At 58.5% G+C, this 22,917-nt stretch carries 16 protein-coding genes and 1 pseudogene; 14 read left to right on the plus strand and 3 right to left on the minus strand.

Translation table 11 applies throughout. The features are described 5' to 3' along the window. The first annotated feature begins 76 nt into the window (after positions 1-76). From M3P21_RS11440 to M3P21_RS11460, 5 genes and pseudogenes are all read left to right on the plus strand, one after another. Positions 77-1,741, plus strand: coding sequence for a glycosyltransferase family protein (locus M3P21_RS11440; RefSeq protein ID WP_249710120.1), 1,665 nt, complete (start codon positions 77-79; stop codon positions 1,739-1,741). Then, positions 1,728-2,738 carry a glycosyltransferase family 2 protein gene (locus M3P21_RS11445; RefSeq protein WP_249710121.1) on the plus strand — a complete coding sequence of 337 codons (1,011 nt, stop codon included), beginning with the start codon at positions 1,728-1,730 and terminating at the stop codon, positions 2,736-2,738. The genes M3P21_RS11440 and M3P21_RS11445 overlap by 14 nt, the downstream gene beginning before the upstream one ends. Beyond that, the gene (locus M3P21_RS11450; protein WP_249710122.1) at positions 2,710-3,117 is read left to right on the plus strand and encodes a GtrA family protein; all 408 of its coding nucleotides are present in this window, start codon (positions 2,710-2,712) and stop codon (positions 3,115-3,117) included. Before M3P21_RS11445 ends, M3P21_RS11450 begins: the two co-directional genes overlap by 29 nt. Before the next feature lie 92 nt (positions 3,118-3,209). Further along, positions 3,210-4,270: pseudogene (locus tag M3P21_RS11455) on the plus strand (transposase family protein). Between the two features lie 78 nt (positions 4,271-4,348). Further along, positions 4,349-5,356, plus strand: coding sequence for a D-cysteine desulfhydrase family protein (locus M3P21_RS11460; protein WP_249710123.1), 1,008 nt, complete (start codon positions 4,349-4,351; stop codon positions 5,354-5,356). A 3-nt stretch (positions 5,357-5,359) separates the two neighbouring features. On the opposite strand, the gene M3P21_RS11465 is transcribed toward M3P21_RS11460, so the two are convergent. Further along, a complete protein-coding gene (locus M3P21_RS11465) occupies positions 5,360-6,322 on the minus strand; it encodes a LysR family transcriptional regulator (protein WP_283780936.1) in 963 nt (320 codons plus the stop codon). Positions 6,323-6,449: 127 nt separating this feature from the next. On the opposite strand from M3P21_RS11465, the gene M3P21_RS11470 reads away from it, so the two are divergent. The 4 genes from M3P21_RS11470 (at position 6,450) to M3P21_RS11485 (ending at position 11,763) form a co-directional block, all read left to right on the plus strand. Beyond that, positions 6,450-7,460, plus strand: coding sequence for a TAXI family TRAP transporter solute-binding subunit (locus M3P21_RS11470; protein WP_373319997.1), 1,011 nt, complete (start codon positions 6,450-6,452; stop codon positions 7,458-7,460). A gap of 97 nt (positions 7,461-7,557) precedes the next feature. Beyond that, positions 7,558-9,771 (plus strand): TRAP transporter permease, encoded by a 2,214-nt coding sequence (locus M3P21_RS11475; RefSeq protein WP_249710125.1) that lies wholly within the window; start codon positions 7,558-7,560, stop codon positions 9,769-9,771. 5 nt (positions 9,772-9,776) lie between these two features. Beyond that, the gene (locus M3P21_RS11480; protein WP_249710126.1) at positions 9,777-11,051 is read left to right on the plus strand and encodes an NAD(P)/FAD-dependent oxidoreductase; all 1,275 of its coding nucleotides are present in this window, start codon (positions 9,777-9,779) and stop codon (positions 11,049-11,051) included. Beyond that, positions 11,044-11,763 (plus strand): aspartate/glutamate racemase family protein, encoded by a 720-nt coding sequence (locus M3P21_RS11485; protein WP_249710127.1) that lies wholly within the window; start codon positions 11,044-11,046, stop codon positions 11,761-11,763. Before M3P21_RS11480 ends, M3P21_RS11485 begins: the two co-directional genes overlap by 8 nt. A gap of 619 nt (positions 11,764-12,382) precedes the next feature. Here M3P21_RS11485 and M3P21_RS11490 read toward each other — a convergent pair. Continuing rightward, the gene (locus M3P21_RS11490) at positions 12,383-13,279 is read right to left on the minus strand and encodes a LysR substrate-binding domain-containing protein (protein ID WP_249710128.1); all 897 of its coding nucleotides are present in this window, start codon (positions 13,277-13,279) and stop codon (positions 12,383-12,385) included. Positions 13,280-13,409: 130 nt separating this feature from the next. Between M3P21_RS11490 and M3P21_RS11495 the strand changes: the two genes are divergently transcribed. Together M3P21_RS11495 and M3P21_RS11500 are read left to right on the plus strand one after the other, a co-directional pair. Continuing rightward, a complete protein-coding gene (locus tag M3P21_RS11495; RefSeq protein WP_249710130.1) occupies positions 13,410-15,851 on the plus strand; it encodes a GcvT family protein in 2,442 nt (813 codons plus the stop codon). 9 nt (positions 15,852-15,860) lie between these two features. Further along, positions 15,861-17,366 (plus strand): trimethylamine methyltransferase family protein, encoded by a 1,506-nt coding sequence (locus tag M3P21_RS11500; protein ID WP_249710131.1) that lies wholly within the window; start codon positions 15,861-15,863, stop codon positions 17,364-17,366. 82 nt (positions 17,367-17,448) lie between these two features. Here M3P21_RS11500 and M3P21_RS11505 read toward each other — a convergent pair whose 3' ends face one another. Next, on the minus strand, positions 17,449-18,054 hold the full coding sequence (locus M3P21_RS11505) for an adenylate/guanylate cyclase domain-containing protein (protein WP_283780943.1): 606 nt from the start codon (positions 18,052-18,054) through the stop codon (positions 17,449-17,451). Positions 18,055-18,432: 378 nt separating this feature from the next. Here M3P21_RS11505 and M3P21_RS11510 point away from each other — a divergent pair, with 378 nt between their 5' ends. The 3 genes from M3P21_RS11510 (at position 18,433) to M3P21_RS11520 (ending at position 22,644) form a co-directional block, all read left to right on the plus strand. Continuing rightward, positions 18,433-19,965 carry a tetratricopeptide repeat protein gene (locus M3P21_RS11510; RefSeq protein ID WP_249710133.1) on the plus strand — a complete coding sequence of 511 codons (1,533 nt, stop codon included), beginning with the start codon at positions 18,433-18,435 and terminating at the stop codon, positions 19,963-19,965. Between the two features lie 367 nt (positions 19,966-20,332). After that, the gene (locus tag M3P21_RS11515) at positions 20,333-20,794 is read left to right on the plus strand and encodes a FecR domain-containing protein (RefSeq protein WP_249710134.1); all 462 of its coding nucleotides are present in this window, start codon (positions 20,333-20,335) and stop codon (positions 20,792-20,794) included. After that, positions 20,788-22,644, plus strand: coding sequence for a CHASE2 domain-containing protein (locus M3P21_RS11520; RefSeq protein ID WP_249710135.1), 1,857 nt, complete (start codon positions 20,788-20,790; stop codon positions 22,642-22,644). Before M3P21_RS11515 ends, M3P21_RS11520 begins: the two co-directional genes overlap by 7 nt. The last annotated feature ends 273 nt before the right edge of the window (positions 22,645-22,917 follow it).

Consider the following 22,917-nt stretch of genomic DNA (forward strand, 5'->3'; position numbering starts at 1 on the left):
GGAAATCCGAAATCTTGTTGACATTGGCAGTTATTGCTTTGCGATGGGAAAAATTCGCTAAAATTTGAACAAAATTTTGAGCTACAACTACTATAACACACATTTTGAGGAAATTTATACTGCCAACATGACGCCGTCCAGATCAGCCATTGCGATATTGACCTTCTGTATGGGGGCTGCTGCGATCTATTCAATAGGTGTATTCAGCCGTTCAATTTGGTTCGATGAGGCTTACTCGCTTCAATCGTTGACGAACATTCGATTCGGTGAGCCCATTTTCGGGTTCACCGAAATGTCTTTTTTTAACAAGCATTTTGATGGTGTTACGACAACACAGGATGTGGTTTGGTGGTATGTCGTAACTGATGTGCATCCCCCTCTTTATTACCTCATGGCCCACGCGGGGACTTTGATTTTTGGAACCCAGCTTGAGGTCGTACGAGCGGTGTCGCTGATTCTGGTGGTGATGTCGGTCTTTTTGTATGGCCGTACGTTGCAACGCATCGCGGAACCTGGCCTCTGGATTTGTCTGGCAATATACGCGCTATCCTTTGCCGTACTGACAACAGCGCAAGACGCACGTGGTTATGCTCTGATTGTGCTTCTGGTTGTCGGCGCGTGGCGCACCATGGCACAGGCGCCAATTCTGGCGGAACGTGGAACACCTTTGCGTTTCGAGATACTCTTGGGCTTGCTGTGCGGTTGTCTGATGCTGACGCACTATTTTGCCCTTTTTGCCATAGTGCCGTTATTGGGGTGGCGGGTGATCGAATCGATGCGCTATCGCAACGCTGCCGGTCTGGTGGGCCCCATTGTCTGCGCGGCGGTCTTTGCACCATGGCTGCCTGTCATGCTGGACCATCTTGGTGCGCGGCCGGATCAGATGACGGGATTTCCCGGGATTGCCGCCTGGGCCAAACGAACCCTGCAGTTAATCCCTGCACAGGTTTTTTCCGCAACGCATTGGGCGGTGCCAGCTTCTGTTCAGAAAGTCGGCCGTAGCGTAATATTGTTGCTGATGCTGGTCGCTGCGTTCGACATACTCTTTCGTAGCGGACAGGAGCGAACCCGCCAACGGATTGGGTGGCTGGCTCTCTGGATACCAGCAGCCGGCGTGTTTCTTTTTCTTGCCGCTTCGCTCGTGCTGGACCGCTGGTTTGACACGTTGCGCTATTTCATTTTTTTTGCGCCGTTTCTGGCTTATCTTTCCGGGCGCGGCACTATGGTTGTGGGGAACGCGCTGGCCCGAATGACAAAAGGACCCGTCATCTTGCACTTACTTCCGGGGGTTCTGGTGTGCGTTGCGCTGTTTTCAATGGCCAACTTTGGTTGGGAAACCAACAGAAACCGGGGCGGAGGGTACTACAATTCGATTGCAAATCAGATCAGGGCGAATGGCGAACAAAACAGCCTCGCCATCATAGATGTCGGGTATGGTCGCGGAACGTTGTTTGCATCTGTATATGCCTTACCGACAGCGACAACCGCATTTCTGCTAGATCCAGACACCCGCACATGGCCAGCAGCAGCCACCAGCATCCGTTCCGATATCATTGATCGGTCCATGGTTGTCCTTGTATATACGATCGAACGCGGTGCAATGGGATCGGACAAAGCGCAGCTTTACAGTCCGATCGTAAGTGTTTTGGAAGACGCAGGGTTCAAGCGTGTGCAGGCACCACCTGCGCCGCAAGGTGGCCGGTTCTATGCAAAATGGGTAAGGATGGATGGGACAGGTTAACATTGAGGCATCACCTTTACCTCCACGCGAAACACGGCGTGATGATCCTCTTATATCTCTTGTGATACCGTGTTTCGCCGAGAGTGACACCGTCGAACTGTTCGTATCAGCGACATATGCCAGCCTTCCGGGGCAGCGGCTTGAGTTTGTGTTTGTCAACGACGGGAGCCCCGATGATACGCTCGCCAAACTTCTGGCGCTCAGCATACGTGACCCGCACGTCGTCATTGTTGATCTGAGCCGAAACTTTGGCAAAGAGGTTGCCATGACCGCCGGTATTGACGTGGCATCGGGTGACGTTGTTGTGCCGATGGATGCAGATTTGCAGGATCCGCCCGAGGTCATTCTTAAGTTTCTGAAACGGTGGCGCGAAGGGTATGATGTTGTTTTTGGCATCCGCAGTGACCGCCACAGCGATACCCGCGGAAAACGAGTCACAGCAGGGCTATTTTACCGGTTCTTCAACAACCTTGCGCAGACGCAAATCCCTCCGAATGTCGGGGATTTCCGCCTTATGGACCGGGTCGTTGTCGATGCTGTCAAAAAGCTGCCGGAACGGACACGTTTCATGAAAGGAATTTTTGCATGGGTCGGGTTTCCGTCTGTAGGCGTGGAATACGTTCGCGCCGAGCGATCCGCCGGAACCACCAAGTTCAGCTATTGGCAGCTTTGGAATTTCGCTCTCGAAGGCGTCGTAAGCTTTTCAACCGTACCGCTTAGAATCTGGACCTATGCAGGCATGAGCGTTGCGCTGGCTTCGGTCGTATTTGCCTTGGTGATCGTAGTGCGCACGCTTGTGTTCGGTCGGGATGTTCCCGGCTATGCGTCAACCATGACAGCCATACTGTTCCTCGGTGGGATTCAACTCATTTCGCTTGGCGTGATCGGTGAATATCTTTCGCGGCTGTTTCTGGAAAGCAAGCAGCGGCCGTTGTATCTGTTGCGGGGAATCTATCGGGAAGGCAAGCATGACGAGCGCGCGGAAAAGTCTCAATGAGTTCTTGCGTGCCCTACGGTTTGCGATTGTTGGACTCTGTGCCACGCTGATTCACCTAGCCGTGGCGCAGGGGCTGTTCGCGATGGGTGTGTTGTCTTTGCCCATGGCAAACTTGGCGGGTTTCGCCCTCGCATTTCCGGCTGGATTCTTGGGTCATTATTTCCTTACTTTTTCTAGAGCAGCTCCGATCAGGCAAGCCTTTTGCCGGTATGGTGTAATCGCTATGATCGGCTTTTTGGTCAACAATATTGTTCTGTTCAGCTTGGTGGCCAATGGTCTTCTCGGCGAAAAAGTCGCGCTGGCTATTGCGATAATTGTCATTCCCATGGGCACATTTCTTGCCAGTCGGTTCTGGGGTTTCCTGGCACCGACACCATAAGCTGTGATCAGGATGATTGTGTTGCATGGATCTAGCTGTTTGATTCCATGGTTTGATGGTGCGATCCATTCGATGGAATGGAAGGAAGCACTATGGGACAGATGCATCACGGGAGCGCCACGTACCGCCGCCCGGCAGGGCATTGCGCAGCAATGTCCCGAGAGGGACAAGCTTCGGTCTCGGTGCTGAACAGGGAACTGGGGATCAATCCCAAGACGGTTGCGAAATGGCGAAAGCGGCAGTCAGTTAAAGACCTGAAGACCGGCCCCAAGGAGCCACATTCGACTGTTCTCAGTGAAGCAGAGGAAGCAATGATCGTTGCGTTTCGACGGCATACATTTCTGCCTCTGGATGACTGTCTCTATGCCTTGCAACCGACGATCCCGCATCTGACCCGCTCTTCTCTGCATCGTTGTCTCCAACGTCATGATATCTCATCGCTGCCCGACATGGATGGCCCCTTTCGGGACATTGCGTTGCAATGCCCTGTCGGGCAGTGGACAAGCCGAAGAGACAGAGGTTCAAGCGATACCCAATCGGCTTTTTCCTCTCGACAGCGCCGAACTCCGAACCGCTGAGGGCAAGCTCTTTCTCTTTGTGGCCATTGACCGGACCAGTAAGTTCGCGGTCACGCAGTTGGTCGAGAGGGCTGACCGAAAGACAGTGTGGGAGTTTCTGAAGCCTCTGCTGAAAGCTGTGCCGTATCACATCCACACCATCCTCACCGACAAGGGCATCCAGTTCGCTGAACAACCCCACAACCGGAACACAGCATACGCTTGGCCGATGCGCTTTGGCATTATCTGTGAGGGCGAGACCTTGTGCGCCATTGGTTCAAGAACAATGGTCGAGCGGCATTGAGCATCGGTTAACCAAACCCAACCACCCTTGCACCAATGGGTAGGTGGAGCGCAGGAACCGGACGATCAAAGAGGTAACCGTGAAACGGTATCGCTATGACCACCACGACCAGTTGCATAACCATCTCTCAGATTTCCTCGATGCTTGCAAATTCGCACGACGTCTGAAGACACTGAGCGGGCTCACACCTTACGAATACATCTGCAAAATCTGGACATCAGAACCAGATCGTTTCATCCTCAATCCGATCCACCAGATGCCGGGACTGAACACCGAACAAGCGACCGCATAAACGGCGGGTGGCTCTTGGCAGCACCGTACCACATGATGTTTGATCCCTTACAACGCCCCAATATAGTCTGGACCCGGAATGAGCAGATCAGCTTCCCTCGCTTGCCGCGCTTCCCTTGTTCACGAGGAAACGCCGCTGGATCCGTTGCACACGCTATCGAAATCGCTCGGCATTGAATTGCATATCAAACGGGACGATCTGTGCGGCGCGCCGTTCGGAGGGAACAAGACCCGGCAGTTGGAACATTATCTGGGCGCAGCGCAAGCTCAGCGCGCTGACACGATCCTGATCACCGGTGCCGTGCAATCGAATTTCGTGCGGACCGCCGCCGCTGCTGCGGCGGCCCTCGGAATGCAGGCGGTCGTACAGCTTGAGGACCGCGTGCCGGAGATGGATGAGAATTATCGCCGCTCAGGAAACGTTCTGCTACTGCGTATCCTGGGGGCGGAGATCATGCACTATCCCACAGGCGAGGATGAGGCAGGCGCCGATGCCGCCTTGCGCGCCCGCGCCGACGCGTTGCGCCATGCTGGACGGAAACCTTACGTGATCCCTCTGGCCGTCGATAACCCGCCTCTTGGTGCCTTGGGATACCTGCGCTCCGGGCAGCAGATCGCGTGTGAAGAAGCTGCCTTTGATTATGTAATCGTTGCCTCTGGCAGCGGGGCGACCCATGCCGGGTTGCTGGCAGGGCTGCGCAACGCTGGCAGTGCCGCAATGGTCATAGGCAGCTGCGTGCGCCGCGCGGCAGCGGCACAAAAGACTCGAGTTGCCGAAGTTCTCAGGCGGCTTCGCGATCTGACCGACGCCGCGGGTTCGGTCAAAGAGGCGGATATCGCGGTCTGGGATGGGGCGCTGGCCCCCGGCTACGGGCGCATCGGGCCGGTTGCGCTGCGCGCAATGGAACTCATGGCGCGGCAAGAGGGCATCCTGCTTGACCCGGTCTATACCGCCAAGGCGTTTGCCGCGATCCCCGCGCTGGTCGAGGAGGGCAGGATCGAACAAGGCAGCCGGGTACTTTTTGTCCATACCGGCGGGCTTGCCGCGCTTTTTGGCTATCAAACCGACCTTGAGGCGGCGTTTTGACCCTCAACCCAGCCCCTCTGAGCCGATCAACTCGATCCTCGGGCTGGCGTTGACACCATCTAGCAAGGCAATGACCTCATCGCGCCATCCGTCCTTGATCCGACTGGCGAGCTGCGAGAGCGGTCGGTAGAGCGGCGACAGCAGCACATATTCATAGCGAAATAGGCCCTGAACGGGGCGGAACACCACCCGGCCAGCGGTCGAGTTCATTTCGGTTTCGGTGACCATGGTCAGGGGATCGACAATCGACAGACATCTGCCAGCACTGACGAATTGCATCAGCGGCAGGAAATATTGGCTATCCAGAACGATTTTGGCGCCCACCCCCGCTTGCCTCAAGGCATGCACCGTCCGCTTATGCATCACATGCGTGCTTTGAAGCGAGCCCAGCGGCACGCCATCAAGATCGCTGCACAGGACCGCGTCACGCGCGGCGAGCGGATGATCATGGGGCAAGGCGCAATAGCAATCGGCGGTGATAAGCTCCTGCTGATAGGTCTTTGATGCACTGGGACCTTCGACCAGATCGGCAAAGCCGAAGTCGAAGCTTTGTGTCGCCGCCAGTTCTCGGATCTGCAACGACGTCCGGGACGACAGCGATACCCGGATGTCTGGATTGTCATGTATGGCGCGGCTGATATAGCGCGGCAGCAGAAAGGTTGAGGGGCCAGGCATCGACGCGATGTTGAGTTGACCGCTCTGGCCGCTGATCAGGCCTTTCATGGTGCCCGCGACCGCCGACAGGCGGTCGAGGATGTCGCTGGCTTCAGCCAGCAGGTAATAGGCCTCAGGCACCGGCACCAGCTGCCGGCCGCGCCGCTCAAAGAGCTTCAGGCCCAGTGTGTCCTCCAGCGAGCGAATCGCGAGGCTGACGGCCGGTTGGGTGCGGCCCAGCTTTTTGGCGGCCTCTGACAGCGAGGAAGAATTCATAACCGCCCTAAAAGCGGTAATTTGGGACAGGTTCATAGCCTTTCATAAGCAAAACTTTGATTGTGCTAAAGTATTCAAATTTGTTTTTATCAAAAACTTCCCGCATCGTGGATGAATGACAACCGGGCCAGCAAAGCCCGGATCAAACCAGAGGGAGACAAGAATGACCTTGATGAAGACGTTCAGCGGTGCGCTGGTTGCCGCCGCGCTGACCACGGGCACCGCCTATGCGCAGGACCCGACCTTTTTCCGCATCGGCACCGGCAGCGCCGGGGGCACCTATTTCCCCATCGGTGGCACCATCGCCAACGGCATTTCCGCCCCTCCGGGCTCGCGCCCCTGCGATGAGGGCGGTCAATGCGGCGTGCCGGGCTTGATCGCGATCGCGCAATCCACAACCGCGTCGGTGTTCAACAACACCGCTGTCGAAAATGGCGAGCTTGAGGCCGGCCTGGCCGCTGCTGACGTGACCCGGTCCATGTATCTGGGCGAGGGAAAGTTCGAAGGCAAACCGCATCCGAAACTGCGCGTTGTTGCCAACCTCTTCCCCGAGGATCTGCATCTGGTGCTGCCCAAAGGGTCGTCGATCGGTGGATTGGGCGACCTCAAGGACAAGCGCGTCGGCATCGCGCAGGCCGGGTCGGGCACGCAGGTCGCCGTGTTGCAGATGCTGGACGCCTGGGGTGTCACTCGCGACAACATGGATGAGGCGGAATTGAACAACAGTCAGTCCGCCGAACGTCTGGCCGACGGTCAGATTGACGCCTATTTCTATGCCGCTGGCTGGCCGGTCTCGGCCATGGTGCAACTGGCCACCACCAAAGGCATGGAATTGCACAGCTTCAGCGATGAGGATTTGGCCAAGATCAACGAGATCATCCCGGCCTATATCCCCTCAGCGATTCCAGCGGGCGTCTATGAGGGCGTCGATTACGAGGTGAAGACCCCGGCGGTCTCGGCATTGCTGGTCGTCTCCTCGGACCTGTCGGACGAATTGGTCTATGGCATCACCGAAGCGATGTGGAACGACAACACCCGCAAGCTGCTGGACAATGGCCATGCCAAGGGCAAGCAGATCACGCCCGACACTGCGCTTGATGGTATCGCGGCACTTGGCGTACCGCTGCATCCGGGTGCCGAGAAGTTCTACAAGGACGCAGGGCTTCTGCAGTAAAGCCACATCTCCCCGGCTTTAATGATCGACGGGCGGCAGGCCAACCTGCCCGCCGCCCGACTGATCCTTCACGACAATTCTTGCGAGAGGGCGGGCCATGAGCAACGCGCCAGATCAGAACACTCCCGAGCTATCGGCCGAAGATCTGGCCGCCATCGAGGAGAAATTCGACGAGGGCGCAGCGACCCGCAAGGTGACGGATCACTTCGCCCTGTTCCTGCGGTATTTCTCGCTGCTCTTCGCGACCTATCACTACCTGACGGCGGGGTTTGGTCTGCCACCGGACTATTGGCACATGGGCTGGCACCTGTCGGGCCTCTTTATCCTGATCTATTCGCTCTATCCGCACATCAAAACCAAGTCCTCCTTCGATTTGAAGACCGGCGCGTTCCGTCTTGGCGGCGTGCCTTACCTGGATGTGATCCTGATGGTGCTGGGGGTGATGTCGGCGCTTTACATCGGCGTGGCGTGGCACGGCATTCCACTTTTGGGGATCGAAGAGCAGACTTTTCGGATGGGCAACCCAAACACTTATGATCTGGTGTTCGGCGGCATTCTGATCGTGCTGGTGCTGGATATCGCGCGGCGCACGCTTGGCTGGATCCTGCCCTTCATCATCTGCATTTTCATGGCCTATGCGCTGTTCGGGCCTCTGTTTCCGGGCATCCTCACTCATCCCGGCGTCAAGTTCAAAACCTTCGTTTCATCGATGTACTTCCCGCAAGAAGGCATCTTTGGCGTCACGCTCTGGGTGGTTTCGACCATCGTGTTTCACTTCGTGCTGTTCGGCGTGATCGCGCAACGCACCGGGCTGGGGCAGCTGTTTATCGACAACGCCACCATCCTTGCCGGGCGCTACACGGGCGGCCCGGCCAAGGTCTCGGTCGTGTCCTCTGCCTTTTTCGGCACCATCTCGGGCTCGTCCGTGGCCAATACCGTTTCAACCGGCGCGCTCACCATCCCCAACATGAAGCGGTTGGGCTATCCCGGCCATTTCGCCGGTGGGGTCGAGGCCGCGGCCTCGGCGGGGGGGCAGATCACCCCACCCATCATGGGGGCGGCGGCCTTCATCATGGCCGAGTTTCTGGAGGTGCCCTATACCACCATTGTGATCGCCGCGATCTTTCCGGCGCTGCTGCACTACACCGGCGTGTTTGCCGTGGTCCACCTGATGGCCAAGCGCCTGAAGCTGGAAGGCATGACCAAGGACATGCTGCCCAAATTCACCGAAGTCTGGCGCGATGGCTGGGCCAATATCGTGCCGCTTGTGGGCCTGCTGGTGGTGCTGTTTTCTGGCTACACGCCTTATATGTCCGCCTTTTGTGGCATCTCGTTGGCGCTGGTCGCGGGGATGAGCCGCTTCAGGCAGCCGATCACTTGGGTCTATCCCGCCTTCTTCATCGGTTTCGTGATCTGGAAATACATGGGCGACAGTTTCGACCTGCCCATGGCCCTGATCCTGATCGCCGGGGCGATGATCGCCACCTTCAACCCGCAAGCGCGCACGACGATCCCGCAGATGACCGACACCATCGAGACCGGCGTGAAATACGCACTGGCCGTGGGGGCTGCTGCCGCTGCCGTGGGCATTGTGATCGGGGTGATCAACACCACGGGCGTCGGTTTCCGCATCGGGTTCATGGTCACGCAAGCGGCCTCCAACCTGGGCAGCGACCTATTTGCGCTGTTCAATATCGGCGGGTTCGAGCTGATTCAGGTCGAGGATCTGACGCTGTTCATCAGCCTCGTCTTCATCGCGCTGGCCTGTATCCTGATGGGCGCAGGCGTGCCGACCACGGCGCTTTACATCATGCTGGTCTCGGTGGCGCAGCCCGCGCTGGCGCAGCTGGGCATTCCGCCCATCGCCAGCCACATGTTCGTGCTCTACTACGGGGTCGTGGCCGAGATCACGCCACCGGTCTGCACCTCAGCCTACGCCGCTGCCGCCATCGCCAACTCAAACCCCTTCCGCACCGGCATTTCGGCCTTCTCGCTGGGGCTGGGCAAAGTGGTCGCGCCGATGGCCTTTGTCTATGCGCCCGTGTTGCTCTTCGTGTCCTCGACCGGTTTCGACCTGATTGAGTTCACCTATACCGCAGCCAGTTGCATCGCCGGGGTGCTGGCGCTGTCGGTTGCGGTGGTGGGCTATTGGATGGCGCCGATGGGCGTGGTGTTCCGCATCCTGATGGCGGTGGCCGGGCTGGTCTTCATTGCGCCCTCGCCGCAGGCCGATCTGGTGGCGATGCTGATTGCCTGCCCCGCGGTCCTGAGCCAGTTCCTCGCGCGGCGCGCGCAGACCAAACCGGTCTGACCCGAATGGCACAGGAGGTAACCATTCTGGGTGCTGGGGCTGTTGGTATCTGCACCGCCCTCTCGCTGGCCGAGCGCGGTCTCACCGTGCGGCTGATCGACCGGGGCGATCCGGGGCAAGAGACAACCTTTGGCAATGCGGGCGTGATCTCGCCCTGGTCCTTCGTGCCACAGTCGCTGCCGGGTCTGTGGCGTCAGTTGCCTGTGTTGATGCTGGGCAAACACCGCCCTCTCAGCGTGCGCGCCAGCTATTGGCCGCGAATGGTGACATGGGGGATGGCGTTTCTGCGTCAGGGCACCCCCACCCGCGTCCAGCAAGCCGCAGATGCGATGGAGGTGCTTTGCGCGCCGTCTATCGACCTCTATCGCCGCCACCTGCGTGGTACTGGTGAAGAGGCGCTGATTCGCGATTGCGCCTATGTCCATGCCTTCCGCGATGGCAGTCGTGCCTCGCTTGATGCAATCGACTACCGAATCCGGTGGGAAAAAGGCGGGCGGTTGGAGCTTGTGGGCAGTGACGAGCTGCGTCGGATCGAACCGGCGCTGTCGCATGATTTCAAGGCTGCCGTTCTGATCCATGGGCAGGCGCGGGCGCTGGCACCCGGGCGGCTGGCCACAGTGCTGGCCGACAAGGCGCGGGGTCTTGGCGTCGAGGTGCTGCGGCGTGATATCCGCGCGCTGCGCCGGGAAGCGACCGGATGGCGGATTGAGTGCGGTGACGAGACCTTTGCGGCACAGCGTGTTGTTGTCGCGATGGGGGCATGGTCTGCTGACCTGCTGCAGCCGCTGGGCATTTCGGTGCCGCTGGCCGCGGAGCGCGGCTATCATCTGGAATTTCCTGATCCGGGGATCGAGCTGACCAATTCGGTGACGGACACCGATGCGAAATTTGTCGCCAGTAGCATGGAAGGCGGGATGCGTGTCGCGGGTCAGGCTGAGTTCGGTGACGTTGACGCGCCGCCTGATCCGCGAAAGCAGAGATACATGCTGGCGCAGGCACGCGCGGCACTTCCGGACCTGAACGCATCAAATCCAGGATTCTGGATGGGGCGGCGTCCCTCTTTCCCTGACAGCCTGCCGATGATCGGCGGTTTCGAGGGGCATCCGGGGCTGTTCGCGGGGTTTGGCCACTCCCATTACGGGTTGATGATGGCCCCCAAAACCGGTGAACTTCTGGCTGACCTTTTGACTGCACGTGCACCAAACATTGACCTCGCGGCCTATTCGACGCGCCGGTTTTCGCGCGGTCTTGTCCCCTTTGCAGAGGCGCACAATGGCTGATCCAACTGCTCCCATCGGCATCCTGTGCCTCGACACCGCATTCGCCAAGCCCCCCGGCCATATCCGCTGCGCCAATAGCCTGCCGTTTCCGACGATGAAAGCGGTGGTCCAAGGCACGACAATTGCTGAATTGCTGGACCGCCCTAGCGACGCTTTCTTCGCGCCGTTTCTTGAGGCGGCCCGCGATCTTGAACGCAAGGGCTGCGCCGCGATCACCGGCAGTTGCGGTTTCATGGCGCTCTATCAGAACGAACTTTCGCAGGCGGTTTCGGTTCCGGTCTTTGCCTCGAGCCTCATTCAAATCCAGCTGATGCATCAGATGGCGGGCGGGCGCGGCAAGGTTGGCGTCATAACCGCAAAGCGACGCGCGCTCACCGACCGGCATTTCGCGGCGGTTGGAGTCGGCGACACGCCGGTCGCCATCGCAGGGATGCAAGACCAGCCCGAGTTTTCGGATGTCATCCTGAATGACAAGAGGACCGAGATAGACGAAAACCGGTTGACCACCGAACTCGTGGCGGTCGGGGACAGTCTGATGCGTCAAAACCAGGATGTGCGATCGATCGTATTGGAATGCACCGATCTTGCACCCTATGCCCACCATCTTCAGCGTGCCCTCGGCGTGCCGGTGGCCGATCTGACGAGCCTGGCCAAGATGGTGCATGCGATCGTCGCGCGCAGGCCGTTTGCCGGGCAGGTGTCATACGATTAGGAGCCGACCGCCAGATAAGAACTCCACCGCTACCAAGTCAAGGATCGTCATATCCTAGCTTGATTTGCATTTTGCGAAACTGCTTCGGCGTGCCAGCTCTAAGTGTTGAAACAGTCTCATGCGGTCTTACAAAGAATAACTCAAGGGGCCGCATCCCATAAAGACCGTTCACCCGCATTGCTCCAAGTGATGAAAACCTATCAAAGAGCGGTTCTCTGGATTCCTGAATTTGGGCATCTGTCAATCCTTGGCGCGGTCTGAGTCCCAATCGAGGCAGTACCGGCTGCGCTCGCAGAACAGTAGATCATCACATGCTGGGACTGATCAAAATTGCCGCAGGTCCAAAGAAATGCCGCGTAAGCAATGCTCGAATCTTCAGAAGTTGGCTTCGTCCCGAAATGTGGTCGCCCGTCTGCCAGAGGTCGGCTGTACGCACCTCCCTCTTACTCTCCATTGATGCTTCAACTGCTGCGATCTGAACACTGCGTCTGCCACGAGTCACGACAAGATCAGTAAGTTGGTTTTCATTGTAAGTGTAAGCTCGATCATGCCAGATCCAAGTAACAGATTTTGGAAAGCCGTGGAGGGGCGTTAACGCGGCAATAGCTGGCGGTTGCACTCAACTTCCGGGTTCAGGCACAACCCCGATGTCAGGAAATTGACCCATTAACCAATCTCTGAACCGGGAAAGGTGCTCCGACTGCTGGCGGCTAGCTGGCTCAACCAGGTAAATCCCATTTCCGGTTTCTATCATATGTGTGCCTATCCAAACCAATTGTCCTTGGTCAATTTTTCCCCTGACCAGATGTTCCCAGCCCAAGGCCACGCCTTGCCCGATAACGGCTGCATCAACGGCGGAATGATAGTCAGAAACTGTGAGGCCGACTTTAGCGATAGAAGGCTTGGTCCGCAAAGCGCGGAACCAGTCCTGCCATCCGATCCGGACACGTTTCGGTTCATCAACGTGAATTAGATCAGCTTGGGTAAGCACGCTCAGGTCGGCAAGCCCGGGGTGACGTGCGACATAGTCCGGAGAGGCGACAGCACCAACCCGTTCGGGGAGCAAAAACCAACTCTGTACATCGTCCCATTTCCCGTCACCCAGCCGGGCAGAAAAATCCACCCCCCGGGCATCGAGATCCACCATATCTGAATCGCTTTCTTCCAGATGCAACGCAACATCCGGGTTCAACCCGGAAAAATCCGAGACGCGGGGAAGCATCCAAAGCGCGACAAAGCTTGATGAAAAACAGGCCCGCACAACAGGGGCCTCTTTCTGTCCTGCCAGTTCCTGCACCACATCGGACATCTGCTGAAGCAATGCCCGCGCTTCGCCGACAAAGGCCTTCCCTTTCGGGGTCAACCCCAGCCCGCGGTGTTCTCTTTCGAACAGCGGAAACCCCAGCGCGTCTTCGGTTGCCCGGACTGCCTTGCTCACTGCGGGTTGGGATATGCCCAACTCTTCCGCTGCGGCGGTAAAGGATAGATGGCGTCCGACGGCCTCGACCGCGAACAAGTGGTTTAGTGACTTGAGTCGGCGCCGCAACAGATGCATAACTTTTAGTTATGTGCTGCATGAAAAACTGTCAAGATCACAACGCCTGCCCAAAACGATACCCTTCTTCCAAAAGAAAATGAGGGACCCAATGAAAAGCGAAACGGAAGTTGTTGTGGTCGGCGGCGGGTGCGTCGGCGCTTCTATCCTGTACGGCCTCGCCAAGCATGGCTGCCGAGATGTCGTTATGCTGGAACGCAGCCAGATGACGGCAGGTTCCACCTGGCATGCGGCGGGGCTGCTGGTGACTTTTGTGCGCTCCCACAATATCAGCCGGATGACCCAGGAAACGATCGACATCTACTCTCGGGTGGAGAAAGAGCTGGGCGCTTCGGTTGGGCTGCATAAGGTCGGCCAGCTGCGTGTCGCAAATACCCGCGAGCGGATGGACGAGTTTCTATCCTATATCGGCATTGCCGAGGCGGCTGGCATTGATGCGCAGATTCTGACACCCGAGGAAGTGCTGGAAAAACATCCGTTTCTGAATCCGAACGAGAACATCAAAGGCGGTATTTTCCATTCGCAGGATGGCTATGTAAATCCGGCCGACATCACCATGGCACTGGCCAAGTTGGCGCGCGACAAGGGCGCAAGCATTTATCAGCAGACTGAAGCGCAGGGCTACGAACAGCTTGCCGATGGCCGCTGGAAGGTGACGACCAACAAGGGTGAAATCACCTGCAAGCATCTGATTTTCGCCACCGGCAACTATGCCCGCGAAAATGCCAAACGCGTGGGGTTGGATCTGCCCTGCGTACCGATCCTGCACCAATATTGGACGACCGAGCCCCTGCCTGAACTGGTGGAGCGCCGCAAGCAGGGGCTGCCGCAATACCCGATCCTGCGCGACGAGGATTATGGCGCTTACCTGCGTGAGGACGTGGGCGGGCTGCAGTTCGGTCCATATGAGCATGAAAAAGACCTCAAGCTTTGGGGCGTGGACGGCGTGCCCAAGAACTTTGGAATGGATTTGCTGCCGGAAGATTTCGAAGCCTGCGAAACCCAGTGGGAGCAGGCGCTGGAGCGGGTGCCGATGCTTGGTACCGTCGGCATCAAATCAAACACCCGAGGTCCGATCCAGATGACCCCGGACGAGCTGCCGCTGGTCGGTCCGGCGCCGGGGCATGAAAACCTGTGGCTGGCCGAAGGCGTGCCCGGCGGCATCCTGTGGGGCGGCACCATTGGCGAGCGGCTTGCGCGCTGGATAATAAACGGCGATCCGGGCATCGACATGTCCGAAATCGACGCCCGACGGATCGGCAACCACGTCTCCAAGCGCTGGACCGCCGACAAGGTGCATGAGACCTGGGGTACGCATATGGAGCCGCATGTCCCGGGCGAGGACCGGCCCGCTGCTCGGCCTGCCAAAACTGCCCCGTCCTATGATCTGCTGACCTCAAAGGGTGCGGTCTGGACTGTGCTCGACGGCTGGGAGTTCCCGCGCTGGTTTGCGCCATCGCCCGAATTGGCAGTCCCTGAACACAGCTTCCGCCGGACCCGGCATATGCAATATGTCCAGGACGAAGTGCGGGCCGTGCGCGAGGCTGCCGGCCTGATCGACATGGCGCCGATGACGAAGTTCACGGTCAAAGGCCCCGGTGCCGCCGCCTGGCTGGATGGTCTCTTTGCCAACACTCTGCCCAAAATCGGACGCGTCGGCCTGACGGTGATGTGCAATCGGCAAGGCGGCATCATCGGCGAATACACGGTGATCCGCTATGGCGAGAATGACTTCTATCTGGTCAGCACCCCGTCAGGCGAGGCGCTGAACTGGGATGTTCTGGGACACTACCTGCCGCCGGATGGCAGCGTGATCCTGCAGAATGTCTCTGAACAAATGGGGGTATTGGCGCTGTCTGGGCCAAAGGCGCGGGACATCCTGCAGCCGCTGTCGGACAACGACCTGTCGAACGATGCCTTTCCCTGGTTGTCGGCGCAGATGGGGGAAGTCGGATATGCCCGCGATGTGCACCTGATCCGGGTGTCGTACTCCGGCGAGCTGGGGTGGGAATTGCACCATCCGGTAAGTTACGGTCGCCACTTGGTGGATCTGCTGATCAAGGCGGGTGAACCGCATGGTATGAAGCTGTTCGGACTTGAGGCTATCGAGTCGCTGCGGTTGGACAAAAGCTACCGAGCGATCCGGCGCGAGCTGGCGCCAGATATCAGCCCGCTGGAGGCTGGGCTGGACCGGTTCGTGAAGCTGGACAAGGGCGACTTTGTGGGACGGGATGCTCTGCGGGCGCAGCAAGAGGCCGGGCTCACCCGCCGTCTTGTGACACTGAAGCTGCCTGCTGCGGATACGTCGGTCATCGCTGATGAAGGGGTGTATCAGAGGGGAACTCTGGTTGGACGGGTGACCTCTGGCGGCTATTCCTATCACTTTGGCCACGACATTGCGATGGCGCTGCTGCCGCCGGAACTGGGCACGCCAGGCACCCGGGTGCAGGTGCATATCCATAATGAAATGCGCGACGCCGACGTGGTTGCGGACAGCATGTATGACCCGGCCAGCGCCCGGGCGCGGATGTAGGAGAGAGCAATGGCAAGACCAACACGCCGCGGTCGTGCCGCCAGGATCAAGGCCAGGACCGACGCCCCGATCCTGTACAAGCCAACGCTGAACCGCAATGTAGGCCCGGTGAATCTGCTGAGCGAAGAGGGGATCGAGAAAATCCACGCCGCAGTTCTGCACATCGTCGAGAATATCGGTGTGGAGTTCCGGGACGCGTCAGCGCTTGAGGACTGGCGGAAAGCCGGTGCCAGAGTTGACGGAGAACGGGTCCGTATTGGCCGCGATTTATTCATGGCGCTGATCGGGTATATTCCCGACGGGTACAAATTCCACGCGCGCAACCCGGAGCGCTCGGTCGATGTGGGTGGGGCGAATTCGATCTTCGCAAACTGCTATGGCGCGCCGTTCGTCTATGATCTCGATGGCATCAGACGGCCATCGCAACTGGCGGACAGTCAGAACTTTCTGCGGCTCGCGCAGATGAGCCCGGCGATGCATGTGGCCGGCGTGCTGCCGGTTGAACCGCAGGACATTCCGGTGCCAGAGCGGCATCTGGATCTGGTCAGTTCCGCGCTGACCCTCAGCGATAAGCCCATCATGGGCAGCGTCACCTCCGAAATCGCCGCGCGCGACACCCTCGACATGCTGCGGATCGTGTTTGGCGAGGAGCACCTTGAGCAGAACGTCGTCGTTACGGCTCTGCTCAACTGCAATTCGCCACTGGTTTGGGACGAGACCATGCTGCAATCGCTGCGGGTCTACGCCGCTGCCAATCAACCCGCCTTGCTGACCCCCTTTCTGCTGGCCGGCGCTAGCGGACCGGCCAGCCCTTTGGGCGGCGTGGCCCAGCTCCTCGCAGAGGCACTGGCCGGAATGGCGTATGCCCAGATGATCCGGCGCGGCTGTCCGATGGTTTTGGGGGTGGCCCTGATGGGTGTGTCGATGAAAACCGGCGCGCCGATGCTGGGAACGGCGGAACCAGGGTTGATGAACCTCCTCGTTGGGCAGATGGCACGGTTCTACGGCGTGCCGTGGCGGTCCTGCACCATGTGGTCCGGTTCCAAGATGGCGGATCTGCAGGCAGGCTATGACAGCGCAAACGCGATGTGGCCGGTACTGCTGGGCGGCTGCAATTACATCATGCATTCGGCGGGCTTTCTCGAGGGCTCCCTTGGCGTGTCCTACGCCAAATGGGTTCAGGATTCCCATCAACTGGAAGGGTTTTACCGGTTCTTCGAAGGGATCAGATCCGAAGATCTTGAGCCGTTGCTGGGAGACATTGCAGAGGTCGGCCCCGGCGGGCATTTTCTTGGCACCGATCACACGCGTGAAAACCCGTTTGTGGTCAATACGCTTCAGAACAATGACAGCTACGAGCAATGGCTTGAAGATGGTGCCAAATCCGCCGAATTGGTGGGGGCCGAAGAAGCTCGTCGGATGCTGGCAGCCTACGCGCCGCCGCCGTTGCCCGAGGAAACCGCCGCAGCTTTGAACGAATTCACCCAGAGCAGGCGGCAGCTATACCGGGCCTGATTGTTCAAATGAGTTACAGAAACAGAAATGGGGTGTTGTAACGTTGACTTCCGCTCCCCGAAGTTATCATGAAGCCCTGATATCAAGCGGTTCGAGTGGCGGCATTCCAGGTGTCAAACGAGGGTTTGCCGGCAGGGGCCTGGGGGTTTCCGATTTCGTCGGGTTCGTGATCGGTCACAGCGATGTAAGCAGGCCATTTCCAAGCTTGAACAGGTCGGTTGATGTTCTTGATTTTTTGTTTTCCAATGTCCCTGAAGATCAGGTCGAACCGGTCGCGAACCTGCTCATAGACGACATCGGATATGCAGATTCCACCCGGATCGGCCAATGCTTCCAACCGCGCGGCAACGTTGACGCCGTCTCCCAGTATATCATCCCCATCAATCACCACATCGTCTACATTGACGCCAATGCGAAATACAATCTGCGCTTCGCAGGCATCTCGCGCCGCCAGCAATCGTTGAACCTCCACGCTGCACGCCACAGCGCTGACGACGCTGGAGAATTCGGCCAGAATGCCATCGCCCATCAGTTTGACGATGCGACCGTGATGCAGCTCGATCTTCGGTTCGATCAATTCCTTGCGCAACCTGCGTAGCGCCGCCAGCGTGGCTTCCTCTTCGGCTCTCACCAACCGGGCGTAGCCAACCACATCCGCTGCAACTATGGCCGCAAGTCTCCGATCCATTTGGCAAGCCTCCCAAGAGGACACATCAATGATATTATCCGACCGAAGAACGGCTGGCTGATGCCGGCATCGTCGCCTCGATTGCGGTGGTCACAGCTATGGCGAAGCAGGCGATACGGTTCCTAGACCGGCCCCGCCCGAAAGGCCGGAGGAACGCAACCTCGAACCAGACCGGGCTCAAAGCATGTAGCGCAACAAAAGTCTCGATCTGTCTGTTCTCTGGCATCTCAATCACCTCACCAACCCGCGCGAATTATCTTTCGATTTTCCAGGAAGTTCGGGCGGCTTGCGATCCTGCAAACAGCGTATTTTGGCTACTGCACGCGACGTATTTCTGCTAGAATAGGCACTTATTGTTAGTCCTATTGTGGATAAAAGATGTTACAGGTTGCCGATCCGATGGCCGAGCTGACATTGCGCGAACGTCAGATTGCCAAGGCCTATGCCTCCGGACAAAGTTACAAGGAAATCGCGCTCGATCTCGGGATCGCACCATCCACCGCCCGCACTCATATCAACACCATCTATCGCAAAGCCGGGGTTTCCTCGAAGATCGAATTGCTGCGAAAGATGGAAACCGCCGAACGGATGGGGCACGTCGCTCAGCCGGTGCGCAGACGGGTGCTTTTTCTTGCTGCCGTGGCGGTGGTGCTCGCTATCGCGGTCGCTGTGGTCGCCACCGCCAGATTGCGTGCAAACGGCCCTTTGGCCAGAGCGCTTCCCTCTGTTGCGGTGCTTCCATTGGAATTGCGAGATGGAACCGAAGAACAGAGCCACTTTGTTGATGCCTTGGCCCGTGACATCGTGACAGACCTGGCGCAATTCAGCGGTCTGGCCGTCATCGCAGCCAATAGCAGCTTCCGGTCGGAATTCGAGAATGCCAGCCCCCAGCAGATTGGCGAGGCGTTACGGGTCAGATATGTGCTCTTTGGGGAAATCTCGTGGGATGACCATATGGCGCGGGTCAACATGCAGCTGCTCGAGACTGAAACCAACCGCATAATCTGGGCCGAACGGTTTTCACCCGACGCAACCGATTTACTGGGCATACGGAGCGATCTTGCAACCCATGTTGTTGGCGTGATCGGACCGGTCGAGACCGCCAACGGTCGGTTGCGCAGGGCCGAACTTGCCCGCGTCGCACGGCTTCCGACACGCGACCTGCAGGCCTATGACATGTTCCTCAAGGGCATGGTTCATTGGGAAAAGTTCACGACCGAGGACAATCTGCTGGCCCGCGATGCCTTTCTGCGTGCGACCGAGATCGACCCGGGCTTTGCCAAGGCTTATGCCATGGCGACCTGGACCTTTATAACCGACGTCTGGGAGGGCCGTTCAGAAAACCCGGACGCGGATCTGCAAGATGCGTCCCGGCTCGCCAACAAGGCGCTCTCTGCCGATCAGAACGAGCCCTATGCGCATTGGGCTATGGGTGCGTTCCATCTTTTTCAACGTGAGCACGAGCTATCGACCGAGGCATATAAACGTGCGGTCGAACTCAATCCGAACGGCGCTGATTTCCTGGTTTATCTCGGTTGGGCGCTCAGCTATCGGGGACGTACTGATGAGGCGTTGGGCTATATGGAGACGGCAGTCGAGCTGAACCCGTTTCATCCGGGATGGTACCTATGGGACATCGCGCTGGCCCATTTTGTTGCTGGTAACTATCAGAATTCAATCGACCTGCTCAATGAGCGCAATCCCAAGACCACAGGAACCTATGAGCTTCTGGCGCTCAGCCACGCCATGCTTGGAAATGACACCCAGGCGCGCGCGGCCATGGAACGCGTCTTGAAAGTCAAACCGGACCTCTCGGTTGCGCGTGTCAGGCAGTTGGAGCCATTCGAGCATGAAGAGGACCTCAACCACTATCTCGAAGCGATGCGAAAAGCCGGAGTGCCAGAAAGCTGACGGATCTGCTGCAGTCTTTCTCGCTTATCCAGAAACAAGCGCAGATACCTCCAAAATCTTGAGGTTACAGTTTCACCCCCATGCCCGCGATGAGCGCTGAGAGTGATCGAAATGAGCGGCTTCAACGATGCAACAAACCCCTGAGGCCGCCATTGGTTGACCTCTCGCGTCATAGTCTTCACTCTTGGGGCATACCTTCTACCGCGAGGCCGCAATGATTCATAAGAACCTGCTTGCTGCCCTTCTTGCCTGTTCTTGGATCGGTTTGGCCTGTCCTGCCGATGCCCAGACGCAAGGAACCTGTGTTGTCAAACGCGTGGAAGGGCAGGCTGTTGTTTCTGCCCGAGGCGTAGAGGCCCGATCCGCAGTGATTGGTTTGGGTCTGGGGTTGAATGCAAAGCTGCGCACGGAAGCTGAGGCGCGGGTTACCATGGCCTGCTCTGGTGGTCTCGAAGTGGTCGTGGGACCCGAAAGCGAGATCGACGTGCTTGGTCTGCTGGATGGGGATACGCGCCCATTCGGACTTCGCCTGATCGACGGTATCGCCGGGTTCCTTTTTTCCTCGGAAGACGGGAACGGTGTCCAGGTCAGAACACCGTCTGCCGTCGCCGCGGTCCGCTCTACCGAATGGGCGATGCGGGTCGAGAACCGCGCGAGCGCTGTTTTCACACGTGAAGGCACCGTGTTTGTCGCAGGAGATGACGCCGATGTAAAACTTGGTCCGGGCGAAGGTATTGATGTGTCCTCGTCAGGCGAGATTGGGTCGGTCACGAATTGGGGACGCGCGCGTATCGAGGAATTCGACGACCTTCTCGGGGCGGAATGGTAGCAGGCGGCGGGTTTCGGCGCGAGCGACGCATCACCGGGGTGATCGTGATGCTGTTGAGCCTGTTGATCGCGATCTGGCATCCCGGAGACCGCAGTACCTTTTGGCAGGGCGTCGAAGGTCGACTGCTTGACGCCAGGTTCCTTTGGCGTGGCCCTTTGGCCCCCCCGGAGGGTGTCGCAATCATTGCCTTTGACGATGCCGCGATGTCACAGCTCGAGACTTTTCCGCCACCTCGATCGGCGCTGGCAGAGGTGCTTTCTGTGGCAACGGACGCTGGCGTCACAGCGGTTGCTTTGGATTTTCTGCTGATTGGTTCGCGTGCGGGTGACAAAGACCTGGCCAAGGCATTGGCCGGGATCAACGCAGTTCTCGGGGTGGCAGAAGCTCCTGCTGAGGCTGCGCTGCAAGACCTCAAGGGTGGCGGTTTTGCGGTCGTGATTGCCCCTGAAATGGACAACCCGCTGCCCGCGTTGGGACCGGCTGAAGCCCTGCGCGGTGTGGCGACGCTTGGTCATGTGAACCTCCGCCATGATTCCGATGGCGCTGCACGTCGACTTGGCGCGGCGCAATATCTGGCAACCGAAGATGGAAACGCCTGGTATCCTTCGCTCGCCCTTGCGGCCATGAAGGCGTCGGACGCTAAGCTGGACTTGCAGTTGAGGTTATCGCAAACAAGCGGGCGTCTTTCAGTCGGGGAAACAGGGATCGCTTTGGACGGGCAGGGGGCTATTCCCCTGAACTTTTACGGGCCCGCAGGCACGATCCCGACCTATTCCTTCGCAGAACTCGGCGATGCGGACCTACAGGGCAAGGTCCTATTTGTCGGAGCTACCGCGACCGGGTTCGGAGACCGGCATGCGACCTCTTACGATGCCACGTTTCCCGGAGTTGAGTTGCATGCTACATTGGCTGCAAACGTAATCGAACAGCGTTTTCTGCGTCGCGGCGCATTTACTTGGGTATGGGATGTCGCATTGGCGCTGACGGCATCCACCTTCGGGTTCTTCGCGGCCAAAGTAGACCGACCCTGGCTTGGGGCTCTTGCAACCGCCACAGTGTCCATCGCATTGGCGATTGTGTTGCAAGCCACGTTTGTCGCGGGCTGGTGGCTGGACGGGGTCACGGCGATCTTTTCGCTGCTGCTTGGCGCCAGTGCCGGTGCCGGGTTGCGGCTTGTGCAGCATCGTCGACGCGCGGCAAATCTTGCGCTCTATCAGTCACCACTGCTCGTCGAGCGGTTGGCAGATGCGACCGATCCACATTTCGATGCCTTAGCAAGGCCTGCGGTTGTCTTGTTTGTCGATGTCGCAAATTTCACGGCACATTCCGAGAGGCTCGGCCCTGCGGGCACGGCCGATTTTTTGCGGCTTTTTCACGGGCTTGTCGAACAGTCACTGGAACCCTTGAACGGGATCATCGCACATTTTGCCGGAGATGGTGCCATGGTTGTCTTCGGCCTGCCAGAGCCCGGCCCGGACGACACAATTCGCGCACTGCGCTTTATAGAGGCGCTGTATGCGACGGTTGGCACAAGTTCGGACTGGCCCGGTCTGGGACTAAGGGTCGGTGGACATGCTGGCCCGGTCCAGACCAGCGTCATCGGTGGCAAGCGTCACAAACAACTCGCGGTGAGCGGTGATGTGGTGAATACAGCCAGTCGCCTGCAGGATTTCGCCAAATCTCAAAGCGCAGCTATTGCCTTGTCCAGCGCGTTACTGAACTCAAATCCGGAAACGCTTGATCGAGCTGAGAAAATGGGGTTGCGCCCCGCCGGCCAACACACACTTCGCGGTCGGATCGAGCCAATCGAAATCTGGACCGGCCCGCCCCCGGTCGCTGTCCAATTCTAGCCCAGCATCTGTCAGAACAATCGCAAACCTCTTACGAGAACACCGGTGCAGATGAATCTCTCGGCAGTTGCCAACGTGTTCATGGCCGTTCTGATATCCAGCGATCAAAAGGCATAAACACGCTCGCCTGCGCGCAAGTGGTGAAGGGCAGCACCAACGGACCGTGGAGCCGCATCGACTAACGAAGTTGGATGTCGGTTTTGGGCCGCGCAAAATCTGCGACAGTGCCACGACGCTATGCTAGCCTTATGACAACGACCCGCCCAAACAAGC

The organism is Ruegeria spongiae (genome assembly GCF_023502395.1).
GTDB lineage: Bacteria > Pseudomonadota > Alphaproteobacteria > Rhodobacterales > Rhodobacteraceae > Ruegeria_C > Ruegeria_C spongiae.

Excerpts from the sequence above, each read along its gene's own strand:
- M3P21_RS11445 (WP_249710121.1), top strand. The coding sequence starts at position 1,728 with ATGGGACAGGTTAACATTGAGGCATCACCTTTACCTCCACGCGAAACA.
- M3P21_RS11450 (WP_249710122.1), top strand. The coding sequence starts at position 2,710 with ATGACGAGCGCGCGGAAAAGTCTCAATGAGTTCTTGCGTGCCCTACGG.
- M3P21_RS11460 (WP_249710123.1), top strand. The coding sequence starts at position 4,349 with ATGAGCAGATCAGCTTCCCTCGCTTGCCGCGCTTCCCTTGTTCACGAG.
- M3P21_RS11465 (WP_283780936.1), bottom strand. The coding sequence starts at position 6,322 with ATGAACCTGTCCCAAATTACCGCTTTTAGGGCGGTTATGAATTCTTCC.
- M3P21_RS11470 (WP_373319997.1), top strand. The coding sequence starts at position 6,450 with ATGACCTTGATGAAGACGTTCAGCGGTGCGCTGGTTGCCGCCGCGCTG.
- M3P21_RS11475 (WP_249710125.1), top strand. The coding sequence starts at position 7,558 with ATGAGCAACGCGCCAGATCAGAACACTCCCGAGCTATCGGCCGAAGAT.
- M3P21_RS11480 (WP_249710126.1), top strand. The coding sequence starts at position 9,777 with ATGGCACAGGAGGTAACCATTCTGGGTGCTGGGGCTGTTGGTATCTGC.
- M3P21_RS11485 (WP_249710127.1), top strand. The coding sequence starts at position 11,044 with ATGGCTGATCCAACTGCTCCCATCGGCATCCTGTGCCTCGACACCGCA.
- M3P21_RS11495 (WP_249710130.1), top strand. The coding sequence starts at position 13,410 with ATGAAAAGCGAAACGGAAGTTGTTGTGGTCGGCGGCGGGTGCGTCGGC.
- M3P21_RS11500 (WP_249710131.1), top strand. The coding sequence starts at position 15,861 with ATGGCAAGACCAACACGCCGCGGTCGTGCCGCCAGGATCAAGGCCAGG.
- M3P21_RS11505 (WP_283780943.1), bottom strand. The coding sequence starts at position 18,054 with ATGGATCGGAGACTTGCGGCCATAGTTGCAGCGGATGTGGTTGGCTAC.
- M3P21_RS11510 (WP_249710133.1), top strand. The coding sequence starts at position 18,433 with ATGTTACAGGTTGCCGATCCGATGGCCGAGCTGACATTGCGCGAACGT.
- M3P21_RS11520 (WP_249710135.1), top strand. The coding sequence starts at position 20,788 with ATGGTAGCAGGCGGCGGGTTTCGGCGCGAGCGACGCATCACCGGGGTG.